Origin of the sequence: Salmonella sp. SAL04213 (assembly GCF_046550535.1) — a bacterium.
Classification (GTDB): domain Bacteria; phylum Pseudomonadota; class Gammaproteobacteria; order Enterobacterales; family Enterobacteriaceae; genus Salmonella; species Salmonella enterica.
Map to the genome: position 1 here is coordinate 82,403 of NZ_JBGDXS010000009.1, position 23,806 is coordinate 106,208.

A 23,806-nucleotide genomic window follows, 5' to 3' on the forward strand; every position below is an offset into this window, starting at 1 on the left:
GCGTCAGGTCTCTATAATCTCGCGCAACTATTTCCCCCTCGAACACTTTTTAAGCCGTAGATAAACAGGCTGGGACACTTCACATGAGCGAAAAATACGTCGTCACCTGGGACATGTTGCAGATTCACGCACGCAAACTGGCGAGCCGCCTCATGCCTTCAGAACAATGGAAAGGCATTATTGCCGTAAGTCGTGGCGGCCTTGTACCGGGCGCACTACTGGCGCGTGAATTGGGCATTCGTCATGTCGATACCGTATGCATCTCCAGCTACGATCACGATAACCAGCGCGAACTGAAAGTGCTGAAACGTGCAGAAGGCGACGGCGAAGGCTTTATCGTCATCGACGATCTGGTCGATACCGGCGGCACCGCCGTCGCGATTCGCGAAATGTACCCTAAAGCGCATTTCGTCACGATTTTCGCTAAACCGGCGGGCCGTCCGCTGGTTGATGATTATGTTATTGATATTCCTCAGAACACCTGGATTGAGCAGCCCTGGGATATGGGTGTGGTATTTGTACCGCCGATTTCAGGTCGTTAATCAGCAGCTTTTCAGAGCGCCCGGCAATGCCGGGCGCTGTTTTATTGGTTACAATAAGCCTCTATGAGTATCCAAGGAGGCTGCACGAATGACACAGGCTAACCTCAGCGAAACCCTGTTCAAACCCCGCTTTAAACATACTGAAACGTCTACCCTTGTCCGTCGGTTCAATCGTGGGTCGCAGCCGCCCATGCAATCCGCGCTGGACGGTAAGAACGTCCCGCACTGGTACCGCATGATAAACCGCCTGATGTGGATTTGGCGCGGCGTTGATCCACGAGAAATCCTTGATGTGCAGGCGCGCATTGTGATGAGCGACGCAGAGCGAACGGATGATGATTTATACGATACGGTCATCGGTTACCGCGGCGGCAACTGGATTTATGAGTGGGCAAAGCAGGCGATGGACTGGCAGCAGAAAGCCTGTCAGGAACAGGACGCCATGCGCAGCGGACGCTACTGGCTTCATGCCTCAACGCTCTATAACATTGCCGCCTACCCGCATTTGAAGGGCGATGAGCTGGCGGAGCAGGCGCAGGCGCTGGCGAATCGCGCCTATGAAGAGGCCGCGCAGCGGTTGCCCGGCTCGTTACGTGAAATGGAATTTGCCGTTCCTGGCGGTTCGCCTGTCACCGCGTTTTTACATATGCCGAAAGGGGATGGTCCGTTTCCGACGGTGCTCATGTGCGGCGGCCTGGACGCCATGCAAACCGACTATTACACCCTGTATGAACGCTATTTCGCGCCGCGCGGTATCGCGATGTTAACGCTTGATATGCCTTCGGTTGGATTTTCATCAAAGTGGAAATTAACCCAGGATTCCAGCTTGCTCCACCAGCATGTGTTAAAAGCGCTTCCTAATGTCCCCTGGGTGGATCATACCCGTGTTGCGGCGTTTGGTTTCCGTTTTGGCGCCAATGTTGCGGTGCGTCTGGCCTATCTGGAAGCGCCGCGTTTGAAAGCGGTGGCTTGCCTGGGGCCGGTGGTCCATGCGCTACTTAGCGATCCGCAACGACAGAGTACGGTGCCGGAGATGTATCTGGATGTGCTGGCCAGCCGTCTGGGTATGCATGATGCTTCGGATGAGGCGCTGCGTGTGGAGCTCAATCGCTATTCGTTGAAAGTACAGGGGCTACTGGGCAGACGTTGTCCTACGCCAATGCTTTCCGGCTTCTGGAAAAACGATCCCTTCAGCCCGGAAGAAGAGTCTCGCTTAATTACAACATCATCTTCAGACGGTAAGCTGATAGAGATCCCTTTTAACCCGGTGTACCGCAATTTTGACCACGCGCTGCAAGAAATTACCGACTGGATTAATCATAGATTGTGTTAATAGATTGATAAATTCTATTGATTTGGTAAAACAGTTGCTTCATTAAAGGAGATCGCAATGACGTTACCGAGTGGACACCCGAAAAGTAGATTGATCAAGAAATTTACCGCGCTTGGCCCCTATATCCGGGAAGGGCAGTGCGAAGACAATCGTTTTTTTTTCGATTGCCTGGCAGTTTGCGTCAACGTGAAGCCCGCGCCAGAGAAGCGTGAATTTTGGGGCTGGTGGATGGAGCTGGAAGCACAAGAGAAACGCTTCACTTATCGTTATCAGTTTGGTTTGTTTGATAAAGAGGGCAACTGGACCGCAGTGCCGATTAACGAAACCGAAGTGGTGGAGCGACTGGAATACACGCTACGCGAGTTTCATGAAAAGCTACGCGACCTGCTGATTTCTATGGAGCTGGCGCTGGAGCCGTCTGACGATTTCAACGACGAGCCGGTAAAACTGTCGGCATAACCCTGCTGTCATGCCTGATGGCGTAGCGCCATCAGGCACAATGCGACTTATCAGAACTGGTAGGTCAACCCTATTGCCACAATATCATCGTCATTAATGCCTAACGTGTTATCGCTATTAAGCTGATTGATTTTGTAATCTACAAACGCGGACATATTTTTGTTGAAGTAATAGGTTGCGCCAACGTCAATGTAATTCACCAAATCCTCACTGCCGACGCCCTCAATATCTTTGCCTTTTGACAGCACATAGCCTAATGACGGACGCAGACCAAAATCAAACTGATACTGGATAACTGCTTCGAAGTTTTGGGTTTTATTGGCAAATCCGCCGGAAACTGGCGTCATGTTGCGGGTTTCTGAATAGAAGGTCGCAATATAAATATCATTAGCGTCATACTTTACACCCGTAGCCCAGGCTTCGGCTTTATCGCCCGTACCGCGGCGCTGCAGATTTTGCTCCCTGGTGCGATCGGAGAGAGTATAAGCGCCGCTGACGGCAAAATCGCTGCCGCCGAAATCATAGCTCACGGATGTGCCGAAGCCGTCGCCGTTTTGCTTTTTCACATCGCGATCTTCGTTTTTCCCCTGATACTGTAAGGTAAGATCCAGTCCATCAACGATGCCGAAGAAATCGGTATTGCGGTAAGTCGCCAGCCCGCTGGCGCGTTTAGTCATAAAATTATCGGTCTGGGCGGAAGAGTCGCCGCCGAATTCGGGAAACATATCCGTCCAGGCCTCAACATCGTACAGCGCGCCCAGGTTACGTCCATAGTCAAAAGAACCGATATCTTTTAATTTCAGACCAGCAAAGGCCAGGCGGGTTTTTTGCTGGGACGAATCACTTTCGGCTTTATTACCGGCAAACTCAGCTTCCCAGCGCCCGTAGCCGGTCAATTGATCGTTAATTTGCGTTTCGCCTTTAAAACCAAAACGAACGTAGCTTTGATCGCCATCTTTGCTGTCATAATCGCTCATATAGTGCATGGCTTTAACTTTTCCATACACATCAAGCTTATTACCGTTTTTATTGTAAACCTCGGCGGCGTGAACAGATGCTGATGCGATGATACTCACCACTATTGCCAGAGTGCTCTTATTCATTTCCATTCCTGTTTTAATTACGCGCTATGATTTGTCGGGAGACCCGGTAAAAAACAGGAAGGTTTTTAACGTTCGGTAATGAAAGATTTATGACAAAGTGAGAATTTTTTTAAAAAAATATGTTTAATTGTTGCGGTAATAAAATGGTCAAATTCTGCCGCTACGCTTGCTGATCCTGCGCAACAAAATTTCACGCTACGCGTACAGGTTGTTGGCAACCGGAGCCAGTCCTGCTAAAACGTTCATTTGGTCTTTATTTCTTATTTTGAACGGCAGAGAATCATGAGTGACAGCCAGACGCTGGTCGTAAAACTCGGCACCAGCGTGCTAACAGGCGGATCGCGCCGCCTGAACCGTGCCCATATCGTAGAACTTGTCCGCCAGTGCGCGCAGCTACACGCCGCGGGACATCGTATTGTTATTGTTACCTCTGGCGCGATTGCCGCCGGACGTGAACATCTCGGCTACCCGGAACTGCCGGCAACGATCGCCTCTAAACAGCTTCTGGCGGCGGTAGGGCAAAGCCGCCTGATTCAACTGTGGGAGCAGTTGTTTTCAATTTACGGTATCCATATCGGGCAGATGCTGTTGACGCGTGCGGATATGGAAGACAGAGAGCGCTTTCTGAACGCCCGCGATACGCTGCGTGCATTACTGGATAACCATATTGTGCCGGTTATCAATGAAAATGATGCCGTTGCGACAGCGGAAATTAAAGTGGGCGATAACGATAACCTCTCCGCGCTGGCGGCGATCCTGGCAGGCGCGGATAAACTGCTGCTGCTGACCGATCAGCAAGGATTATTTACCGCCGATCCGCGTAGCAATCCGCAGGCGGAGCTTATCAAAGATGTGTATGGCGTTGACGATGCGCTGCGCTCTATCGCGGGAGACAGCGTTTCTGGGCTGGGAACCGGTGGTATGAGCACTAAGCTTCAGGCGGCAGACGTGGCCTGTCGCGCGGGTATTGATACGATTATTGCCTCAGGCAGTAAACCGGGCGTGATCGGCGATGTGATGGAGGGGATTTCCGTCGGCACCCGTTTTCATGCGCAAGCCTCGCCGCTGGAGAACCGCAAACGCTGGATCTTCGGCGCGCCGCCGGCAGGCGAAATTACGGTTGATGAAGGCGCGACCGCGGCAATGCTGGAACGTGGCAGTTCACTTCTGCCAAAAGGCATCAAAAGCGTGACGGGCAATTTCTCGCGGGGGGAGGTCATCAGAATTTGTAACCTGCAAGGGCGTGATATCGCTCATGGCGTCAGCCGTTATAACAGTGATGCTCTGCGGCGGATAGCCGGTCACCACTCTCAACAAATCGATGCGATTCTGGGCTATGAATATGGCCCGGTCGCTGTTCATCGTGATGACATGATTACTCGATAAGGAACAGGCATATGCTGGAACAAATGGGCATTGCTGCTAAAGCGGCGTCGTATAAGCTGGCGCTGCTCTCCAGCGGTGAAAAAAATCGCGTGCTGGAAAAAATAGCCGATGAACTGGAAGCGCAAATGGAAAGTATCCTCAGCGCGAACGTACAAGATGTTGAGCAGGCGCGAGCCAACGGCCTGAGCGAAGCGATGCTGGACCGCCTGACGCTGACCCCTGCGCGTCTGAAAGCGATTGCTGACGATGTGCGCCAGGTCTGTAATCTCGCCGACCCGGTCGGGCAGGTGATCGACGGCGGTCTGCTGGACAGCGGGCTACGTCTGGAGCGCCGCCGCGTGCCGTTGGGCGTGGTTGGCGTTATCTATGAGGCGCGTCCGAATGTTACCGTTGATGTGGCTTCTTTGTGTCTGAAAACCGGTAATGCGGTGATTCTACGCGGTGGGAAAGAGACGCATCGCACGAATGCCGCAACCGTTCGTGTCATTCAGAAGGCGCTGAAAGCTTGCGGTTTACCGGAGGCGGCGGTTCAGGCGATTGATAATCCGGACCGTTCGCTGGTCAATGAAATGCTGCGTATGGATAAGTACATCGATATGCTGATCCCGCGCGGCGGCGCAGGCTTGCATAAACTATGCCGCGAGCAATCCACAATCCCGGTGATTACCGGCGGGATTGGCGTGTGCCATATTTTTGTCGATAGCAGCGCAGACATCGCCCCGGCGCTGAAGATTATTGTCAACGCTAAAACCCAGCGCCCGAGCACCTGTAACACGGTGGAAACCTTGCTGGTGCATCAGGACATCGCAGAACGCTTTTTGCCTGCGCTGAGCAAGCAGATGGCGGAGAGCGGCGTGACGTTGCATGGGGATGAAACCGTCATGCAGGTACTGCATGGCCCTGCCAAACTGGTGCCGCTGAAACCGGAAGAGCTGGATAACGAGTTTCTGTCTCTGGATCTGAACGTTGTGGTGGTCGAAAATATGGATGGCGCTATCGGCCATATTCGCGAACATGGCACTCAGCATTCCGATGCGATTTTGACGTGTGATATGCATAATGCTGCGCGTTTCGTGAACGAAGTGGATTCCGCTGCGGTTTATGTCAACGCCTCTACCCGTTTTACCGACGGCGGGCAGTTTGGGCTTGGCGCAGAAGTGGCGGTCAGCACGCAGAAATTACATGCCCGCGGTCCGATGGGGCTTGAAGCGCTTACCACCTATAAGTGGATAGGCTTTGGCGATGGTACGATTCGTGCGTAATTAATGTCGAGCGGTGCAAAAATAGCCGGTTGAGTAGCAAGGCTATTGACGCACCGCCCGGTTAGTTTTAACCTTCTACCCCGTGATTCACCCGCGTGAACACACCCTTCTCAGGGCCGATATAGCTCAGTTGGTAGAGCAGCGCATTCGTAATGCGAAGGTCGTAGGTTCGACTCCTATTATCGGCACCATCTCAAGTTCCTCAAACGTCCGTATTCATCCATAAATACACTGATTTATAACGACTTTATTGCTTTTTTGTCCATCACCGTCCGTAACCATCCAGTAGAATCCGACACTGAAGGTGTATAGGATTGTGTATATGTTCCTGTTCGGTCTTGGATTCCTGTACACATGCCTTTAAACGATATGCAGATTCGCCGCGCTAAGCCTGAAACTAAAGCCTATACATTCGGAGATGGGCAAGGGTTGTCATTGCTAATTGAGCCTAATGGAAGCAAGAGCTGGCGGTTCCGTTATCGTTTTGCCGGTAAGCCAAAAATGATCTCGCTGGGTGTGTATCCAACGATCACACTTGCAGATGCCAGTTCTCGTCGTGATGATGCCCGAAAACTTGTGGCAGAAGGAAAGAGCTGTGATCCTACCTGCGTAATATGGGCACAACCCTAAGCGAGGCTCTGGTTTTCAAATTGTTCCGGACTGAGACCGCCACAGGCACTGTGACGACGCCACCGATTGTAATCACACTCACTATAATTAAACACTGATGTCCGCATTATTTCCCGGCTGACAAAGTCCTCTCCGTGGATACATTCCACCCTCAGCGTATGGAAGAAGCTTTCCGCACAGGCATTGTCGTAACAACAACCTCTGGCGCTCATACTTCCCCGCAGATTATGGCGTTTCAGTAAGCTCTGGTAATCCGTTGAACAGTACTGACCGCCTCTGTCTGTATGCACGATGACATTTTCCGGACATTTACGCCGCCACAGCGCCATCTGTAACGCATCGCAGGCAAGCTGTGCTGTCATCCGCGAAGACATCGACCAGCCAATGACTGACCGCGACCACAGATCGATAACCACGGCCAGATAAAGCCAGCCTTCACCAGTGCGAAGATACGTGATGTCACCCACCCACTTCTGATTCGGGCCGCTGGTGTAAAAGTCCTGCTTCAGCAGATTCTCTGAGACTGGCAGACCATGTTTGCGGTAACTGACCGGACGGAACCGGCGCGAGGCTTTCGCCCGCAGCCCCTGCCGACGCAGGCTGGCCGCCACGGTTTTCACGTTGAACTGGTAACCCTGAGCACGAAGCTCATCCGTCAGGCGTGGCGCACCATAGCGTTGTTTTGCGTCACTGAATGCTTCCCGGAAGACGTTATCACAGACAAGGTGGAACCGCTGACGCCGGTTTATCTGATGACGACGCTGATGCCAGACGTACCGCTTACAGATGCAGGCTATCGCCAGCGAGCTAAGCGCCCGGTTAAATACCCCAGTTGAAGTCGGTGGTGTGGAAGCCAACATGGCTGTGGCTGGCGCGTTAACGACGCCTGGATGCGACGCTCCGCTGGCGATCCTCGATTTAGGCGCAGGATCCACCGATGCCGCCATTATCAATAACGATGGCGTAGTGAAGGCGGTACATCTTGCCGGGGCGGAGAATATAGTCAGCCTGCTAATTCAAACGGAACTGGGCTTAAGCGATCCGTTTTTAGCAGAGGAAATTAAAAAATACCCGCTGGCCAAAGTGGAGAGCCTGTTCAGCATTCGCCACGAGAACGGCGCGGTGGAGTTTTTTCGTGAACCGCTCAGCCCGTCAGTATTTGCCAAAGTGGTGTATCTGAAAGAGGGCGAGCTGATCCCGGTCGATAACCAGACCTCGCTGGAGAAGATTCGTCTGGTGCGCCGTCAGGCCAAAGAGAAAGTCTTTGTGACCAACTGTCTACGCGCGTTACGTCAGGTCTCGCCCGGTGGCTCGATTCGCGATATCACTTTTGTGGTGCTGGTAGGCGGCTCATCGCTGGATTTTGAAATTCCGCAGATGATCACCGATGCGCTGGCGCATTACGGCGTTGTCGCCGGGCAGGGCAACATCCGGGGTACTGAAGGCCCACGCAATGCGGTGGCAACCGGGCTGGTTTTAGCCGGAGAAGCCAAAAAATAGCGCAGAAAACAGCCGCGCAAGCGTTTAGCTGCGGGGTAAGTCAAAGAAAGGCGATGTTCTCTTTGATATCCCGGCGGAGTTGGGTACATAGTATCAAGGTGTCTCTCACGTGGTTAATTTTAAGGATAAGAGCATGCCAACAGCAATTGAGAAAGCCTTGGATTTTATTGGTGGTATGAACACATCGGCGTCAGTACCCCATTCAATGGATGAAAGTACCGCTAAGGGAATTTTAAAGTATTTGCATGATTTAGGCGTGCCAGTAAGCCCGGAAGTTGTGATGGCACGGGGTGAGCAGGAGGGATGGAATCCTGAGTTCACGAAAAAAGTGGCCGGATGGGCAGAAAAAGTCGCCTCCGGTAACCGCATCCTTATCAAAAACCCAGAGTATTTTTCGACCTATATGCAGGAGCAGCTCAAAGAACTCGTGTGAGCTGACTATCGAATAAAACGCTAACGGACGTTTCCATCTAAGGATGGCGGCGTCCAGAAGGGGTTGCCAGTGACAGTTTTGGACTGCCGATTCATTTCTTTTCGTCAAATTAATGTCTATATATTTATTGAATAAATATATAGTTCATAACTTACTACGTTGCCATTACCGCGTCATTCTTAGATGATCTACATTTCATAAAACACTTGATTCCATTTTGTCTCTATTAAGAAAAATAAAATGTGAACGCTGTCAATTCTGCAAACGTAAAAGATAAATATTGTATACACGGATGTTTGTTGGCAAACAGGCAGATGGCAATCAGGATCTTTTACGGAACATTGTGTATGAAAAATAATATTGAAGAGACAATAGGTAAGTACTTGCCTATTTTAATGATATTACCTCTGGCGGGTTTGGCAGAGTTAGCTTCTTTATATTCAATCCAGGCTTTATTACCAAAGTTAAGTGAGGTTTATAATATCCCATTGAATCAGGTAGGGATGATTTTGTCTGCTGAGGTGGGGTTTCTGGCATTAGCCATGTTATTTAGCGGCACGTTATCTGACCGTTTTGGGCGAAAGCCAATCATTTTTTATTCGTTGCTGGCAGGAGGTATTTTAACTCTATTGTGCGCAACTGCATCATCATGGCCGATGCTGGTGGTATACCGCGCTTTGCTCGGCATTGCAGTAAGTGGTATTACGGCGGCCGTTACAGTCTATATCAGTGAAGAAGTCTCTCCTGCTTTGGCAGGGATTGTTACTGGATATTTTATTTTTGGCAATTCGCTAGGGAGTATGTCTGGTCGTGTGTTTGCAACTTTGATGATGGAGCATGTATCTATAGATACGATTTTCTTTATCTTCGGTGGTGTTCTGATTGCTATGGCACTCGCGGTGAAGTTGTTTCTCCCGACATCCCGACAGTTTGTTCCTACACCTTCACTACAGCTTGGTGCAGTGTTGAAAGGCGGGTTGGAACATTTTAAGAATATCCGCGTATCATTATGTTTTGTCATTGGATTTATTCTTTTCGGCTCTTTTACGTCCATCTTTAATTTTCTGGCGTTTTACCTGCATCGACCGCCTTATGAGCTGAGCTACACCTGGATAGGTTTGATTCCAGTTAGCTTCTCATTAACTTTTTTTCTTGCGCCATATGCTGCCCGTGTCGCGTTGAATATTGGGTCGATGAATGCGCTCAGTATGCTGATCATCTGTATGATGGTCGGTGCATTTCTTACGCTAATCGCCCCTTCTCTGTGGGTTTTCATTTCAGGTATCGTTTTACTGTCAGTCGCATTTTTCTCTGCTCATTCCACCGTATTAGCCTGGGTCAGTTCACGGAGTCCAAACGCAAAAGGACAGGCGACATCGTTTTATCTGCTTTGCTACTACTCTGGCGGTGCAGTAATGGGATATTTAAACGGGTATCTTTTCTCCTGGCAGGGATGGAATGCTATTGCGGTATCATGTCTGATGATGCTGGGGATAGGATTATTTATCTGCCGGTTTATTTTCGCAAAATATGAGAAAAAACCGCAAATCAAAACACAGTCAGTTCAGGAGAGTTTCTGATTATAGACACGAAGTGTGTTTTTATACTTTCCATAATGGAATCATCATTTTTTCATTAATGTGTCACTATAGCTAAAAGCTTAAATTGTGAATATTTGGCTACCCGGATATTCGTTGCTCCAGGAATATATATGTCTGCTAAAACGCTGTATGAAAAATTAGTTGAGTCACATACCATTCGTGAACTTGATAACGAAGGACATGTTTTACTTTATATTGATCGTTCAATACTGAATGAATATACCAGCCCGCAGGCATTTAGCGGGTTAAGAGAACGCGGCCGCACCGTTCGGCACCCCGACACGTTTTTATTGAATATTGACCATGTTAATCCCACGCGGTCGCAACGGGATGACTTAATGACCGATCCGGGAGGACAGCTACAGGTTGATTACTTTCGGGAAAATGCCGCTGACTTTGGCATCACATTATTTGATGTGCTGGATCCGCGTCAGGGGATTGAACACGTGGTTGCTCATGAACAAGGGCTAGTGATGCCTGGCATGGTGATCGCCGCCGGGGATAGTCACACGACAACCTACGGTGCATTTGGCGCGCTGGGCTTTGGTATCGGGACGTCGGAAATTGAACATCTGCTGGCCACGCAGACGTTGGTTTACCGCAAGCTCAAAACCATGCGCGTAAGTGTTCAGGGAGAGCTACCTTTCGCCTGTTCCGCAAAAGATATTGTTCTTGAATTGCTTGAACGTATTGGCGCTGATGGCGCGACGGGATATGCCATTGAATTTGTGGGTGAGGCCATCAGCGCGTTGAGCGTTGAAGGACGAATGACGCTCTGCAACATGGCGGTAGAAGCGGGGGCGCGTGGTGCCATTATTGCGCCGGATAAAAAGGTTTTTGACTATATCTACGGTAAACCGCAAATGCCTGTAGGTGAACTCTGGCAGCAGGCATTGCTGGAATGGTCACAGTTGAGCAGCGATGCTGATGCGGTATTTGATAAGACGGTGGCGATCAACTGCCGTGATCTTGAGCCTAAAGTCACCTGGGGAATCAGTCCGGATCAAACAGGTTCCATCACCGGACGTGTGCCTTTCCCGGAACAGGAAACCAATCCGCTTAAGCGCCTGGCGCTTGAGAAGGCCCTTCATTACATGGGATTAATGGCTGGCATGTTGCTGAAAGATATTCGTATCTCTCACGCTTTTATTGGTTCATGCACAAATGGTCGCATTGAGGATTTGCGTGCCGTTGCGAAGGTGCTTGAAGGGCGCAAAATCGCCAGCCATGTTCGCGGGATCATTGTGCCTGGTTCAACAATGGTAAGACGCCAGGCGGAAGAAGAAGGACTGGCGAAAATCTTTATTGCTGCCGGTTTTGAATGGCGGCAGTCGGGTTGCTCAATGTGCCTTGCGATGAATGAAGATGTGTTGTCGCCCGGCGATCGCTGTGCATCAGGTACGAACCGTAATTTCCCTGGACGACAGGGCGCTGGAGCAAGAACGCATTTGATGAGCCCGGCGATGGTTGCGGCGGCGGCGGTAGCGGGGCATCTGGTCGATGTTCGGTCATTACTTCAGGCAGGGGAATAAGATGGATACGTTTAAGCAAATCAGCGGGCGAATTGCGCCGATGCTGGAACCGAATATCGACACTGATGTGATTATGCCAAAACAGTTCCTGAAAGGGATCGATCGCCAGGGGCTGGATAAAGGGGTGTTTTTCGATCGTCGCTTTATGGCTGGCGGCCAACCAAATCCTGATTTTATTCTGAACATGCCGGGCTGGCAGAGCGCGACATTCTTGCTGGTTGGCCCCAATTTTGGCTGTGGATCGAGTCGTGAACACGCCGTATGGGGATTAAAACAACTGGGAGTACGGGGGCTGATAGGTAGCACATTTGCAGGCATTTTCGATGATAACTGCCAACGCAACGGGATCCTCACGGTCTCATTAGATGAACCTGCTTTGGCGCGCCTGGCGCAGCTTGCCGCGAGTGCTGATACCAATTCTATCACTGTTTCACTCGATCGCTGCGAAATTACGACGGCAGAGGAAACGATCTCCTTTGTGATCAGTGAACTCAAACGGGCGATGCTGGCCGCAGGCGAAGATGCGATAGCCTGGACATTGCAATACTTGCCGGAGATTGAAAATTTTGAGGTTGCGCATTATTCACGGCGGCCGTGGTTAAAACGCCCTGCATCCCCGCGCGGCTAAGGAAGAAGACTGCAATGAAACTGGTTCAATATCTTGTGAACGGTGGCAAACGCTACGGCATTATGCAGGAAACCGGAATAATTGATCTCTCGCAGCGGCTTGGCGACAAATATCCCACTTTGAAATCTCTACTGTGCGCTAATGCGCTGACGGATGCGGCGTTATGGTGTGATGAGCCGGCGGATTATTACTACCAGGAAGTCACTTTTCTGCCGGTGATTGACGATCCGCAGAAGATCATCTGTGTCGGAATGAATTACGCCGATAAGCGTATTGAGTTTAATGAAACCAACCCGGCCCCAACCCTTTTTGTCCGCTTTGCGGATTCTCAGACCGGGCATAATGGCCTGCTGCTGAAGCCTGAAAATACCAATGAGTTCGACTACGAAGGTGAATTAGCCGTAGTGATTGGGCGGCGATGCTCCCGGGTCAGCGCTGAGGATGCTTTAGATTATGTCGCCGGATACAGCTGCTATATGGATGGTTCAGTGAGGGACTGGCAGCATAGCTGGTTTACGGCTGGAAAAAACTGGCCTTCGACAGGATCATTCGGTCCGTGTCTGGTGACCACAGACGACATTCCCGATCCCCAGATGCTACGTTTACTGACACGACTAAACGGGCGGGAGGTGCAGAACGAATCTACGGCAAATATGATCCATCCTATCGCTTCACTCATTGCTTATATAAGCACCTTTACTCTGCTTTCCCCTGGCGACACGATCCTCACAGGGTCGCCTGGTGGAGTGGGCAAAAAACGCGTTCCACCGCTGTTTTTACACGATGGTGATGTTATTGAAGTTGAGATTGAACATATTGGAACCCTGCGCAATGTCGTCCGGGATAGCCGTTATTTAACATCATCTGTTAGCTGGCATGACGGGAGAAAGTGATGAGTACACTGATTGAATGCGGCGCCTCTCCGTTTATTCCGGGGTTTGCGCTCAAGGATGTTCGTCTGGAAAATGGTCTGACGGTAAGAGTGGCTATCGGAGGCAGCGGTTCACCTTTGGTACTGCTACATGGGCATCCGCAGAATCATACAACATGGCGGAAAGTCGCACCGACATTGGCGCAAAATCATACAGTCATTTTGCCGGATTTGCGTGGCTATGGCGACAGCGATAAACCAACGAGCGATCCGGCGCACCGTACCTATTCAAAGCGCACCATGGCGCAGGATATCGTCATGTTAATGGATGCGCTCGGCTTTTCCCGTTTTGCCTTCGTAGGGCATGATCGTGGCGGACGCGTAGGACACAGGCTCGCGCTGGATTATCCGGATCGTGTGACCTGTTGTACTTTTATCGACATTGCTCCAACCGCGACGATGTACGCCTTGACCGATAAATCCTTTGCTACGCGTTACTTTTGGTGGTTTTTCCTGATTCAACCGTTCCCGTTACCCGAAACGATGATTGCGCACGATCCGGCATTTTTTCTGCGTAAGCATATTTCTGGCCAGCTAAAAATAGAGGGCGCGACCTCGCAGGAAGCATTCAATGAATACCTGCGCTGTTACCAGAACCCTGAGATGATCCACGCGATCTGTGAGGACTACCGGGCTGCTGCGACGATTGATTTGGACGATGATGCCGCAGATACGTCGGCGCGTATCCGGTGTCCGTTACAGTTGCTGTGGGGAGGACTGGGAACGGTAGGGCAACTATATGATGTGGTTGGTACCTGGAAAGAAAAGGCGCTAAACGTTCAGGGGGAAGCATTGCCTTGCGGACACTCCCCGCAGGAAGAGTGTCCTGAGTACTTTATCCAGAAACTTCAGTCCTTTTTACATTCAGTGTTATAACTCGGTCATCTTTTGCAACTTCGCACTGATGCTATGAAAACGACACCTGTAGGAAAAAAACATCGCCAGCCCCTTGAGGGCTGGCCTTCTGTTGAAGATCTTTTCGTTTTTGTCACCGTTGCTCGCAACGGTGGATTTGCCCGGGCAGCGCTGGAGCTGGGGTTATCTCCCTCCTATATCAGCAAACGTATCGCTATCCTTGAAAAATGTCTCAACGCCCGGCTTTTTTTTCGAAATAACAGAGTGATGCGTCTCACACCGGAAGGCGAAAATGCGCTGGGTGGGGCTATGCAGGTCGTCAGTGAAATGGATGGTTTTGTCAGTCGTTTGGATAATCAACGTGGTGTGTTGGCTGGTAATATCACCATCAACTGCTCATTTGGTTTTGGGCATAAATATGTCGCAGAGGCGCTGTCGTCATTTATGATCGCCTATCCTGATATTACGGTAAAACTCACGCTAACGGATCGTGAAGTGGATCTGGTGGAAGAGGGGATCGATATTGAAATTCGCGTTGGGGATGATATCAACGAATTGTATATCGCACGGCAGTTAGCCACTAATCGACGGATCCTGTGTGCTTCCCCTGAATACCTCGAACGCCACGGCAAGCCAGAGTCTGTTAGTGCGCTTGTGCAGCACGATTGCCTAATGATTCAGGAAAAAAACTCGGCATTTGGCAATTGGATATTAACGGACGGTAAGCAGCAGACGCATTGCCGACTAAACGGTTTTCATTCTTCCAACAGCGGCAGTGTGGTGCTTATTTGGGCCCTGAAAGGTCATGGCATTACATTGCGGTCGGAATGGGATGTTGCGCAGTATATTGAACGAGGTGAGCTGGTTCGCGTGTTGCCTCAGTGGTATCAGGAAGCGAATATCTGGGCTGTGTATACCCGGCGTTCATCAAGTTCTGATCGTATCAAAATCTGCATCGATTTCCTCACGGAGCATCTTGCACAATGCTTGCCAGGCGGTAAAGCACCGGGCGTACTGTGATCAGTCGGCGCTAACTGTCGTGGCGCCAGATGCTCTGACTTACGTTTACTGTTAGGTGTTCTTTTTGCCAGCACCCAGTAGCTTTTAGGGCGTTGCGTTGGTGGCGCGGTTTTGTTTCCGCTATCGTGGCGAAGTTATCTTTTATCCCACCACGCGGCCCAACCTCCACATAGATACCTCCATTATTACCGGATTTCTCACCTGGTTTTAACGTCATATTTTATCACCTGATTTTTGGGTGACGATTATCGGAGGTTGAGAATTCTATTGGTATCGGCTGGATGGCATTGTAAGTATCACACACTCACTCCATAACAATCAGATTGATTGAGCGACTACTTTAGCTCAATAGATATGTGTTCATCTTAAGCGTATTATCGCAGGTTGGCAATTAAAATCCTTTTAAAAAACAATACCATCCATCAATTCAATATGCTGATTTTTCGAGGTTTTCTCAAATTTAGTTATGCTTATGTAATGCTACCTAACTGACTAAAAGTAATGCTCTTTTCACACAAAAGCCTTAACAGAGGAAACGCAATATTACGTGACTTAATGCCTCTGCTCATTCTCATTAGTTATACCAATGTAATGTTTTCTCACAGCAAAAGAGAAGTAGCTACCTGTGCAGCATTATAGGCGGAAAATCCATTGGGGGTATCACCAAAGATGAAATAGAAAATTAATATTATTAATTAAATGAATATGAAATAGGTATTGTTCCTGTTATCGTTACAACCTTTTCTGTCATAACAATCTTCTCATTTTCTTTCTCGCATACTTGCTGAGCATGGTATAAATGTCTATGAGGACGTCAGCTCGGAAAGCATTCGTTCTGTATGGTATGCCTTTCGCTATTCTCAGGGGTGTGAAATGAAAGTTTTCTTTGACGGAGTCTATATAAAAATATGAAATTGATAATAATTCTCCTTCTCGCGCTATTCCCGTTATGTTCATCTGCCAGCAATCATTATGCCCTTGTTTTTGAAAATAACACGATACTGCTTGTTTTAAATCTTAAATGTTCCCCCCTGTGATTTAAACTGCGCAAATATTCAATATCAGCTTTTCAATAAAGAGACGGAGTCTGTTATTTCAGGGGTTGCTAAGCCTGTGACAACGGGCATCGAAAATAATTTTCGCGGTTATATGATGCGTAATAATAATACGTTCTACACATTAATTGAATCAGATAATGAAAACGTATGGGATATGTCTGTTGAGGAGAAGGGAACTCAACAGAACAAAGATGCCGTGCAAAAAGTAAAATATCAGCTTAATGCTATTTTTGACAATGGTACATGCTGAATTCTGGCTTATCTCAGGGATACGATCGTATCCCTGAATATTTCCCATCAAAACTCAGGAATAAAATTACTCTTACTAATATATTTTTCCAGTATGGCGGTATATTGTCGCCAGTTCCCGGAATCATTGATTACTGCATAATTTATCGATGCTCCCGGCGTTGGCGAGCGTGTTAGCGGCACATCAAGTGCTGTTTTCGGCGCAACCATGATATCGCCGATACTTTTCTTGTCGTCCGTCGTTAGTGTTAAACTCATATACCACGAGGTGGGGTTAACTATCCGTATAGTATTCTCTTTAGCAATAAAGCGTAATTTTTTCTCCTCCGCTTCCGTGGGCGCTTTTAATCCGGTCGGGCGAATTAAAATTTTTAGCCGCAAACGAAGCGGTAACACCAGTTTTCGCGGGTGGTTTTTAATGTCCTGGGTGACTGGCGGTATCTGATAAATGTTTAGCCAGAAGAGACTCTCCCGGTCCGTTGCAAGCTGCTGGCGGGAGCTCAGGAGCAGGCGAAGCGTTCTCAGTTCTCCTGGCTGCATTTTAAATACCGGCGGCAGCGCCACCAGCGGCGTTTTGCTGTTATCCGGAGAGGCGTCAATGTTTCCGGCGTCGGTCCATACCTGTAACAGCATCGGCGTTGTATTATCGTTGGATAATGTCAACGATTGAGCGACCTCATCTGAAGCAAAAATAATTCGGGTTCTGTCAATATTAACGGCAGCTTGTGCCGGGCCATACCATCCCGTCAACCCGAGTAGCGTTAATATGACTTTACTGAAAACTAACCACTGCCTGTAATTGCGCATTCACGCTTCCTGCCGTTACTGTTTGTCCGCCGATCGCCTCAAGCGAGGCAGTAAAATCACCGCTGTAGGTTTCTACTGAACCGGATGATACCCGTGTGGTTAAATCTTTATAGCCATACCAGCCTCGGGCGTTGCCAGTGCCTGTCTTGATCCGATCGGGTAACAGGTTAATCGGCGTACCGGCATCGTTATAGATGCGGATACCCACTCCGGAAGCTACGCCAGGTTCGCCATAATGGGTGTCCAGTAGCCACGACAGACCGCCTGCGGATGTGGTTAGCCCCAGGCGACGCGCCGCCGCCACAGCGGTGGGTTGATTAACGACAAACCCCATTGCGACATTAGCGGCGCTGGTGGACGGGAGGGCACTGGACACGGCGCCGGACTCACATTCCAGGCTGACGTGGAAAGGCGCCTGGCTATTGCCTCCGGCGGCTAATATGCCGACGGCGACAGGGGGAATTTTCACGATCGCAGGATAATCTGTGATTTTACATAACGCGCCGCGAACATAGGTGACGCTATTATATGTACTCCATGCCCCGGGCCAATAGCTGGGCCAGCCATAATAATCGCTGGCATGATCCAGTCCCGCTTTGATCCGCTCGGTAATCAAGCCTGGGCCTTTAAACGCGATATAACCCCGAGGCTGCGTCCAGGTATCTCGGTCCATTGGATTCTGGTAGGCAAAATATTTTCTTGAGTCAATTTTAAACATCTCATATAGCACGTTGCTAAACGCGCTGGCAGGAATATAAATATATTTGTCATCCTGAAACCAACTGTCTGCGGTAAGTTGGCGTTCTTTCCAGAAACGGCTGTAATATTCGCCGGTACTGAGGTTTGTCATACGGACAGCAACATTACGCTCCACATCATAATAGGCGCCTTCTACTTCGGGAGTAAAAAATGCCCCCGCAAAAGCGCTATCGCCATTTGTCGAATACATCTCATAGAGCTTCCCGGCATCGGCGGTATCGCAGCGGTAAAGTACCTGTTTACTGGAATAGGGCGTTCCGGTGGCGGCCGTCAGGAAGTTACCGATCCCACTGGCCAATAGTGTGCCGGAGGGTTGAAATGTTTCACTATTACTGATGCTAATCACCGTTGGCAAACCGATATTACCGGTATTTGTGTCAGTTGCGCCGATCCAGTTTTGCGCCGTGTAGCCCGCTTTTATCGCCGCGTCAGAGAGCGCGCTCTTATCGGTGACTTTGATACATGACGACCATGTTCCGGCGCTGACGAACAGGCTGGTGATAAACAATAGCGTTCGGAAACTAAAAAGCATTGTGCTATTCCTTCTCGCAGATTTTGTTCAGATAGAGAAACGGTTCTTTGGTGTGAAGATCGAGTTGGTAGGCAACCCGGCAACGCTGGTTTGCCCCTGTTCCCCAGCGCACCAGTAGAGAACCCGACGGATGGGCGATACGGGCATAAATCTGCCCACTCTGGCCGACCATGCCGATGTTTGTGCCTTCACCGTTGAAAACATCAGCGCCCATTGGCGGTATGCCGCCATCCGGCATCTTCACGGAGATCAGCACTGCTTTGCCGCTGATAGTGGCGAAATTGACACGCGCGATGGCGCCGGCATAGGGCACAATCTGCTGACTTCCTCCCGTCAGTTCGGCATCGCTGCGCATCTTACGGGTGTCGAGCGTAACGTTATTGACGCGGTAAGGAGATAACGAAGGCAGAATGGCGTAACCAAAGCGATCAACCACAGCGCCCTGGCCATTTTGTACGATCGCGCCCTGCGCGCCATCGGCATGAATAAGCGCAAAGGTATCGCTGGTATAGGGGCCAGCCGTCAGACCGCCAGGGTGAAGAACCAGGGTGCCGGACGCGCCCAGCCCTTCCTGACGATAGTTATCACCCTGGTCATAGTTGGCGCGAAGTGCGCCAAACCGGGTGTTTTGTTGTAGATTACCGCCAAACGTCGTTGGCGCGCTGCTATCGCTATTACTATTGCGATAACGCTCGTAGCCGCCATAAACCGACCATGACAGGTCGCTGTTTTCACCGCTACTGCCGGTCATGGATACGGTTGAGGAACGGCTTTGACTGGACTGGTTATAATTCATGGCGACAGACGTTCTGTTTTCGCCCCAATCCAGCGGTATAGAGACATTAAACGACATTGTGGTTTCGGTATATTTTTGTCGGCTACTCATGTCCAGTGGTTCGTTAACGCCGTGATAAAAGCGATCGTAATCCCAGGTGGTGCGCTGTCGTGCGATATTCACCCCGTAGCTTATATTCCGCCACTGGTTGCTATACCCCATTTGTAGCTGTGTTATACGCGATTGGTTATTGTAGTAGTCTGCGGTGCTGGCGCTGAGGTTAAGCGTGCCAAGCCGTCCTAACGGCTGGCTTACCGTCGCGGACAGGCGATTGCGCTGATGCAGCGTGTCGGAGTAGTAATCAATCCCCGTTTTTGCTTCCCGGCGTACGCCGAGCACGTCCTGAAGATCGCGAAAGCCGTTGGTTGAATAACGATAAGCCGCCAGTACCAGGTTAGTGCCGGTGGTAAACGTTTTGCTGTAACTGAGTTCCGCGCGCCAGCCTTGCTGGCGATCGTTATGCTCTGCGCGCGCATTCGACCAGGTGGCGTTAAGGCCGAACGCGCCCATACCGCTGGCCCAGACACCGCCCGCCAGCCATGCCTGGTAACGCTGCGCAATTCGTGAACCGAGGTTGAGGGTAATGGTGTTATTAACGCCGTGCTGGAACGTTCCCTCAAAGAAACGATTTTCAATATCGTAGTACTGACGAACCCTGCCGAAGGCCAGCGAATAGTGCCAGTTACCGGGACGTACCGAATCCGGCACGGAAGAATAAGGCACGGTGAAACGTGAGGTTTTACCGCTGGCCTCGATAACCTCTACCTCCAGATCGCCTTGATAACGGGTGTTGTACAGATCGTCAATATAAAATGGGCCCGGCGGAACGTTGGTTTCATAAATCACTTTCCCCAGTTGTTTTACTACCACGTGCGCGCTACTGGCCGCTACGCCCCGAACTTCCGGCGCATAACCGCGTTTGCCCTGAGGGCGCATCCGCTCGTCGGTGACAAGCTTAGCCCCGTTAAAGGACAGACTGCCGAATAAGCTGGAGTCCGTATAGCTATCGCCCAGCGACAGAATACTGTTAATAGACGCGACAGGTCTTTGCACCCAGGTTCGAACGCTATTATAGCGCCAGGCGCTTCCGCTCTGGTTGCTATTGGCATAGCGCAGATTACTTTGATGACGGACCTGCCAAAGTCCGAGGTTAACGCCCATGTTTAAACCGCTCCATAAGTATTGGTAGCGATAATGGCTGTCGGTATTTTCGGTGTGGGTCCAGTTTGTGTTATGGCGTAAAAACAGCGCCAGCGCGCCGCTATCCCACTCTGAAGGGGAGATATAACCGCGCGGTTTGTGCGTAAGTTCGGTCATTGGAATCGTCAGCAACAGGCGAAGCGTGGCGCTATCAAATTGCCAACCGGCATGAGGCACCCACTCCCTGAGCGGGCGACACTCGGTCGCAGCGTCGGTCGCGGGGAGTGATTTTATTTGTGCCGCTTTCATCACCGATAAGGGCAGGCAGGGTTCAGTCTGTTGACCCTCTTTTACAGCATTAAATCGAATATTAGTGCTCGAGGTTACCAGCGTGCCATTAACGTAAACGTCGGCAAGATAGTCTCCGGAAGGCGTTTGCCGTTCATTAAAACGGACAATATTTTGTCCGTAAGTGGCCCCCTGAAGTAGCGCAGGATCAAAATAATACTCTTCACCTTGCGCGGAGCCTGAGCAAACTATGGCGATCAATAGCGCAAGGCTTTTGCGGTTCAAATTAATGGTGGGGGACATCGTAGCTCTCGCTTATCCTTGCGCCCAGGTCGTTAACCAAAGTAACGGTGACTGTACCGGAGAAGGATTTGAGTGACCGTTTGCCCGGCAGCCACCAGGTTTGACTGGAGAAAGGGGCAATCATGTCAGCATCCAGGTTATACGAAGCGCCGTTCACTTTTACATTCAGGTTACTTAAAGAGGCAAACCAGGGCTGCGGATTAACAATAACAATACCGCTTTTTCCGGAACCCTTATTTACCGTTTTAATCTGTAGTTTTTTCGCCAGATTATCAGGTTTACCTAGCCCGTCAGGACGATAGAAAAGTTTTATTCTTGAGCGCAGCATCACCAACATTTTATTTTGTCCGCTGTCGCTGCCAATATTCGTTGGTGGTACCTGTAATACGTTAAACCAGAATACTGACTCACGATCCTGCGGCAATTTTTTCGTGTTGTTATAAATTACGCGTACCACCTGGCCTGCTTTGGGTTGAATACGAAATACCGGCGGCGTGGCAATGAACGGCATCGCGCTGCTATTTTCCGGGCTGGTATTCATATCGCCATCGTCAAACCAGGTTTGTACGATATAAGGTATTGCATCATTATTTTTTAACTGCACATCTACGGAGGAGGCTGTTGATGGGTAAATTATTCGGCTACCCAAAATAGTAACGCTCGCCCACGATGCTGTGGCGGGTAGGGCCAGCAATAGAAAAACTATTAAGTAATATAATGCGGAATGTCGGGTATCCATTTTCATCTCAACAACTCCCTGGCGATTGAAAATGGTCTGGCGTTTCAACGCCAGACCGTAGCGACAATTATTTATACGAAACGGCGTATTGAAGGGTGGCAGCGACTGTCCCAGCCTCTGCTTTCCCGGTAGAGTAATACCGCGCGGTATAAGTCGCGCTCGCTTCAGAAGCATTTGGTTCCAGCTGTAGGTCGCCGTCGCCAGTAAAGCCGCCGGTCAGATTGATTGGCTCCCCTGAAGTGTCGAGTAATTGGACTTCAACATTTTTCGCGCTGCCAGTATTACCCAGGTTACCGTTACTGGTGACCTGATTACCGACAAAGACAGTGGAAATTTTTGTTGTTTTGTCCTGAGAGCCGGTACACCCGGACAGCCCAATATCAAACGTTATTGGCCCCGCAGTTTTCCCTTGTTCTGATAAGTCTTTAGTACTTACTGTTGGCAATAACACGACGGGTTTAGCCTGATTACCATTAATCACGACAGAGCACGTTTCATCAGAGACTTCCCCTTGAAAGGTGATGGTGTTATCAGAAACAGCCATCGCACTGCTGGAGACAAGAAGCGAGCCTGTGATCATTGCTAAATATTTTTTCATAGACATATGATAATGTTCCTGTATTAATCTTTACTTTTTCAGGACGAGTGCAATTCGCCCGAATGTTTCGTGCTTATGGAGGAGTGGTAAAAATAACGATCATTAACTCTATTTTTGGATGTGAGCTATACCCTCCTGACTATTGATAATGCGATATAAAACAAACAGACTTATTTCTCTTATCATGAAATAGAGCGATAAGCGCTTTCGTCCATGCATCTCATTAGTACAACTGATAGTGTTATCATTTGATTGAGTGTAATCCGATAACAATTCTCTCCGCGTCTGAATAGATAGACTATGTTGCAATACAAACCTGCACATTTTTGCTATGTAAAATCCGCATCAGTTAAACCTCCCGATGGATAATACGATGGTGAGATTAAGGTAAATTTTCTGAAATGTGCTTCTGAAACAGTATAATTAGTCTTACTTTTTTCTTACTTTTGGCCTTTCAGAAGTTTCCTGAGTTTGCGTTAAGGTAAAGAGAAGTGTTCAGATTTACCTATAACTGTTTGATTTGTAATGTGCAGGTAATACTTGTGTCAATTATTGTTTACTATAAGTGAGACTTATAAGTTAAACTCAGGTTAATTAGGGGGCTGAATTCTTTTTTGAGCATGATAATATGTCGTCTGAATGATGGATGCAGTTACCTTTAGGATTGTCATGAATGAAAGCATATTTTTACTTGATAAGCGTGTTGTATTTGATAGTACGAAGATGACCTTATCGCATGGTAATGAGATAATCAGAATATCAGAAGCTGAGACCCATCTGCTTCTTGCTTTTTGGCATGGTCTTTACAAAAAAGAAGATATTATTCATTTTGTTTGGGAAAATCGTGGAGGCTGCGTCTCAGAATCAAGTTACTATAAACTCATTAATCAAATGAGAAATGATTTTAGTAGCATCGGTCTACAGTCATCTGACATCGTAACTCGCCCTCGGGTGGGGGTGTCGCTGTCTGTTGCCATTGAACCTATAAAAAAAATCACCTCCCTAAAGGTGAGTGATGAAAACGTTAAAGGCACCCCGACTCGGGAGAACATATTTTACAAAATTAAACGTCACAGCGTATTTGTGGTATTAGCAGGAGCCATTCTTCTGGCATTGCTCTATGGTGTATTTACTATATATAAAGCGCCTGTTCGTAACAGCCCTGATAGTTTTTTTACATATCTTGGCGAATATAACGATTATGCAGGTGATGCTGCCAACTTACTGATTTAGTGTATGATGGTGTTTTTGAGGTGCTCCAGTGGCTTCTGTTTCTATCAGCT

19 protein-coding genes, 1 tRNA gene and 5 pseudogenes are annotated in these 23,806 nt (G+C 49.3%); 17 read left to right on the top strand and 8 right to left on the bottom strand.

Annotated features, from left to right (window positions below; genetic code table 11):
* Positions 1–83 precede the first annotated feature (83 nt).
* The 3 genes from gpt to crl all read left to right on the top strand — a co-directional run bounded on the left by gpt (position 84) and on the right by crl (position 2,334).
* Entirely contained in the window at positions 84–542 is a 459-nt protein-coding gene (gene gpt / locus ACLJPQ_RS19020) for a xanthine phosphoribosyltransferase (RefSeq protein ID WP_001292018.1), read from the top strand.
* Between the two features lie 88 nt (positions 543–630).
* Positions 631–1,875, top strand: coding sequence for an esterase FrsA (gene frsA, locus ACLJPQ_RS19025; protein ID WP_000189586.1), 1,245 nt, complete (start codon positions 631–633; stop codon positions 1,873–1,875).
* A gap of 57 nt (positions 1,876–1,932) precedes the next feature.
* Complete coding sequence (gene crl / locus ACLJPQ_RS19030; protein WP_000174693.1) at positions 1,933–2,334, top strand: sigma factor-binding protein Crl; 402 nt, start codon at positions 1,933–1,935, stop codon at positions 2,332–2,334.
* Positions 2,335–2,384: 50 nt separating this feature from the next.
* Here crl and phoE read toward each other — a convergent pair whose 3' ends face one another.
* Complete coding sequence (phoE, locus tag ACLJPQ_RS19035; RefSeq protein ID WP_001043668.1) at positions 2,385–3,437, bottom strand: phosphoporin PhoE; 1,053 nt, start codon at positions 3,435–3,437, stop codon at positions 2,385–2,387.
* Positions 3,438–3,719: 282 nt separating this feature from the next.
* On the opposite strand from phoE, the gene proB reads away from it, so the two are divergent.
* From proB to ACLJPQ_RS19055, 4 genes and pseudogenes are all read left to right on the top strand, one after another.
* Positions 3,720–4,823 (top strand): glutamate 5-kinase, encoded by a 1,104-nt coding sequence (proB, locus tag ACLJPQ_RS19040; RefSeq protein ID WP_001285275.1) that lies wholly within the window; start codon positions 3,720–3,722, stop codon positions 4,821–4,823.
* 11 nt (positions 4,824–4,834) lie between these two features.
* Positions 4,835–6,085: a glutamate-5-semialdehyde dehydrogenase gene (gene proA / locus ACLJPQ_RS19045; RefSeq protein WP_023218789.1), complete on the top strand. Its 1,251-nt coding sequence runs from the start codon at positions 4,835–4,837 to the stop codon at positions 6,083–6,085.
* Positions 6,086–6,200: 115 nt separating this feature from the next.
* Positions 6,201–6,276: transfer RNA gene (locus ACLJPQ_RS19050), tRNA-Thr, on the top strand.
* Between the two features lie 163 nt (positions 6,277–6,439).
* Positions 6,440–6,679, top strand: a pseudogene (locus ACLJPQ_RS19055) (Arm DNA-binding domain-containing protein); the annotation flags it as partial.
* Positions 6,680–6,711: 32 nt separating this feature from the next.
* Here ACLJPQ_RS19055 and ACLJPQ_RS19060 read toward each other — a convergent pair.
* A pseudogene (locus tag ACLJPQ_RS19060) lies at positions 6,712–7,491 on the bottom strand (IS3 family transposase); the annotation flags it as partial.
* Between the two features lies 1 nt (position 7,492).
* On the opposite strand from ACLJPQ_RS19060, the pseudogene ACLJPQ_RS19065 reads away from it, so the two are divergent.
* From ACLJPQ_RS19065 to ACLJPQ_RS19100, 8 genes and pseudogenes are all read left to right on the top strand, one after another.
* A pseudogene (locus ACLJPQ_RS19065) lies at positions 7,493–8,215 on the top strand (diol dehydratase reactivase subunit alpha); the annotation flags it as partial.
* Positions 8,216–8,324: 109 nt separating this feature from the next.
* Positions 8,325–8,648, top strand: coding sequence for a DUF1889 family protein (locus tag ACLJPQ_RS19070; protein WP_071591294.1), 324 nt, complete (start codon positions 8,325–8,327; stop codon positions 8,646–8,648).
* Positions 8,649–8,989: 341 nt separating this feature from the next.
* Positions 8,990–10,228, top strand: a complete 1,239-nt coding sequence (locus ACLJPQ_RS19075) for an MFS transporter (protein WP_080184622.1) — start codon at positions 8,990–8,992, stop codon at positions 10,226–10,228.
* A gap of 131 nt (positions 10,229–10,359) precedes the next feature.
* On the top strand, positions 10,360–11,781 hold the full coding sequence (gene leuC / locus ACLJPQ_RS19080; protein ID WP_080184617.1) for a 3-isopropylmalate dehydratase large subunit: 1,422 nt from the start codon (positions 10,360–10,362) through the stop codon (positions 11,779–11,781).
* Between the two features lies 1 nt (position 11,782).
* On the top strand, positions 11,783–12,409 hold the full coding sequence (gene leuD / locus ACLJPQ_RS19085) for a 3-isopropylmalate dehydratase small subunit (RefSeq protein ID WP_000379343.1): 627 nt from the start codon (positions 11,783–11,785) through the stop codon (positions 12,407–12,409).
* 14 nt (positions 12,410–12,423) lie between these two features.
* Entirely contained in the window at positions 12,424–13,302 is an 879-nt protein-coding gene (locus tag ACLJPQ_RS19090) for a fumarylacetoacetate hydrolase family protein (protein ID WP_000780210.1), read from the top strand.
* Positions 13,302–14,216 (top strand): alpha/beta fold hydrolase, encoded by a 915-nt coding sequence (locus ACLJPQ_RS19095; protein ID WP_000105592.1) that lies wholly within the window; start codon positions 13,302–13,304, stop codon positions 14,214–14,216. The genes ACLJPQ_RS19090 and ACLJPQ_RS19095 overlap by 1 nt, the downstream gene beginning before the upstream one ends.
* A gap of 33 nt (positions 14,217–14,249) precedes the next feature.
* Complete coding sequence (locus tag ACLJPQ_RS19100) at positions 14,250–15,215, top strand: LysR family transcriptional regulator (RefSeq protein WP_000859023.1); 966 nt, start codon at positions 14,250–14,252, stop codon at positions 15,213–15,215.
* Here the strand turns inward: ACLJPQ_RS19100 and ACLJPQ_RS19105 are convergent.
* Positions 15,160–15,432 (bottom strand): annotated as a pseudogene (locus ACLJPQ_RS19105) (cytoplasmic protein). The gene ACLJPQ_RS19100 and the pseudogene ACLJPQ_RS19105 sit on opposite strands and share 56 nt — an antisense overlap.
* Before the next feature lie 691 nt (positions 15,433–16,123).
* Between ACLJPQ_RS19105 and ACLJPQ_RS19110 the strand changes: the two are divergent.
* A pseudogene (locus ACLJPQ_RS19110) lies at positions 16,124–16,523 on the top strand (hypothetical protein).
* Between the two features lie 47 nt (positions 16,524–16,570).
* On the opposite strand, the gene stbE reads toward ACLJPQ_RS19110, so the two are convergent.
* The 5 genes from stbE to ACLJPQ_RS19135 all read right to left on the bottom strand — a co-directional run bounded on the left by stbE (position 16,571) and on the right by ACLJPQ_RS19135 (position 22,529).
* On the bottom strand, positions 16,571–17,329 hold the full coding sequence (stbE, locus tag ACLJPQ_RS19115) for a fimbrial biogenesis chaperone StbE (RefSeq protein ID WP_080184616.1): 759 nt from the start codon (positions 17,327–17,329) through the stop codon (positions 16,571–16,573).
* Positions 17,295–18,620 (bottom strand): fimbrial usher protein StbD, encoded by a 1,326-nt coding sequence (stbD, locus tag ACLJPQ_RS19120; protein ID WP_000899093.1) that lies wholly within the window; start codon positions 18,618–18,620, stop codon positions 17,295–17,297. The genes stbE and stbD overlap by 35 nt, the downstream gene beginning before the upstream one ends.
* A 4-nt stretch (positions 18,621–18,624) precedes the next feature.
* On the bottom strand, positions 18,625–21,186 hold the full coding sequence (locus ACLJPQ_RS19125) for a fimbrial outer membrane usher protein (protein WP_080184615.1): 2,562 nt from the start codon (positions 21,184–21,186) through the stop codon (positions 18,625–18,627).
* Positions 21,170–21,931, bottom strand: coding sequence for a fimbrial biogenesis chaperone StbB (gene stbB, locus ACLJPQ_RS19130; RefSeq protein ID WP_000781492.1), 762 nt, complete (start codon positions 21,929–21,931; stop codon positions 21,170–21,172). Before stbB ends, ACLJPQ_RS19125 begins: the two co-directional genes overlap by 17 nt.
* A 61-nt stretch (positions 21,932–21,992) precedes the next feature.
* Positions 21,993–22,529 carry a fimbrial protein gene (locus ACLJPQ_RS19135; RefSeq protein WP_000062035.1) on the bottom strand — a complete coding sequence of 179 codons (537 nt, stop codon included), beginning with the start codon at positions 22,527–22,529 and terminating at the stop codon, positions 21,993–21,995.
* 663 nt (positions 22,530–23,192) lie between these two features.
* On the opposite strand from ACLJPQ_RS19135, the gene ACLJPQ_RS19140 reads away from it, so the two are divergent.
* Entirely contained in the window at positions 23,193–23,756 is a 564-nt protein-coding gene (locus ACLJPQ_RS19140; protein WP_410967607.1) for a winged helix-turn-helix domain-containing protein, read from the top strand.
* Positions 23,757–23,806 lie beyond the last annotated feature (50 nt).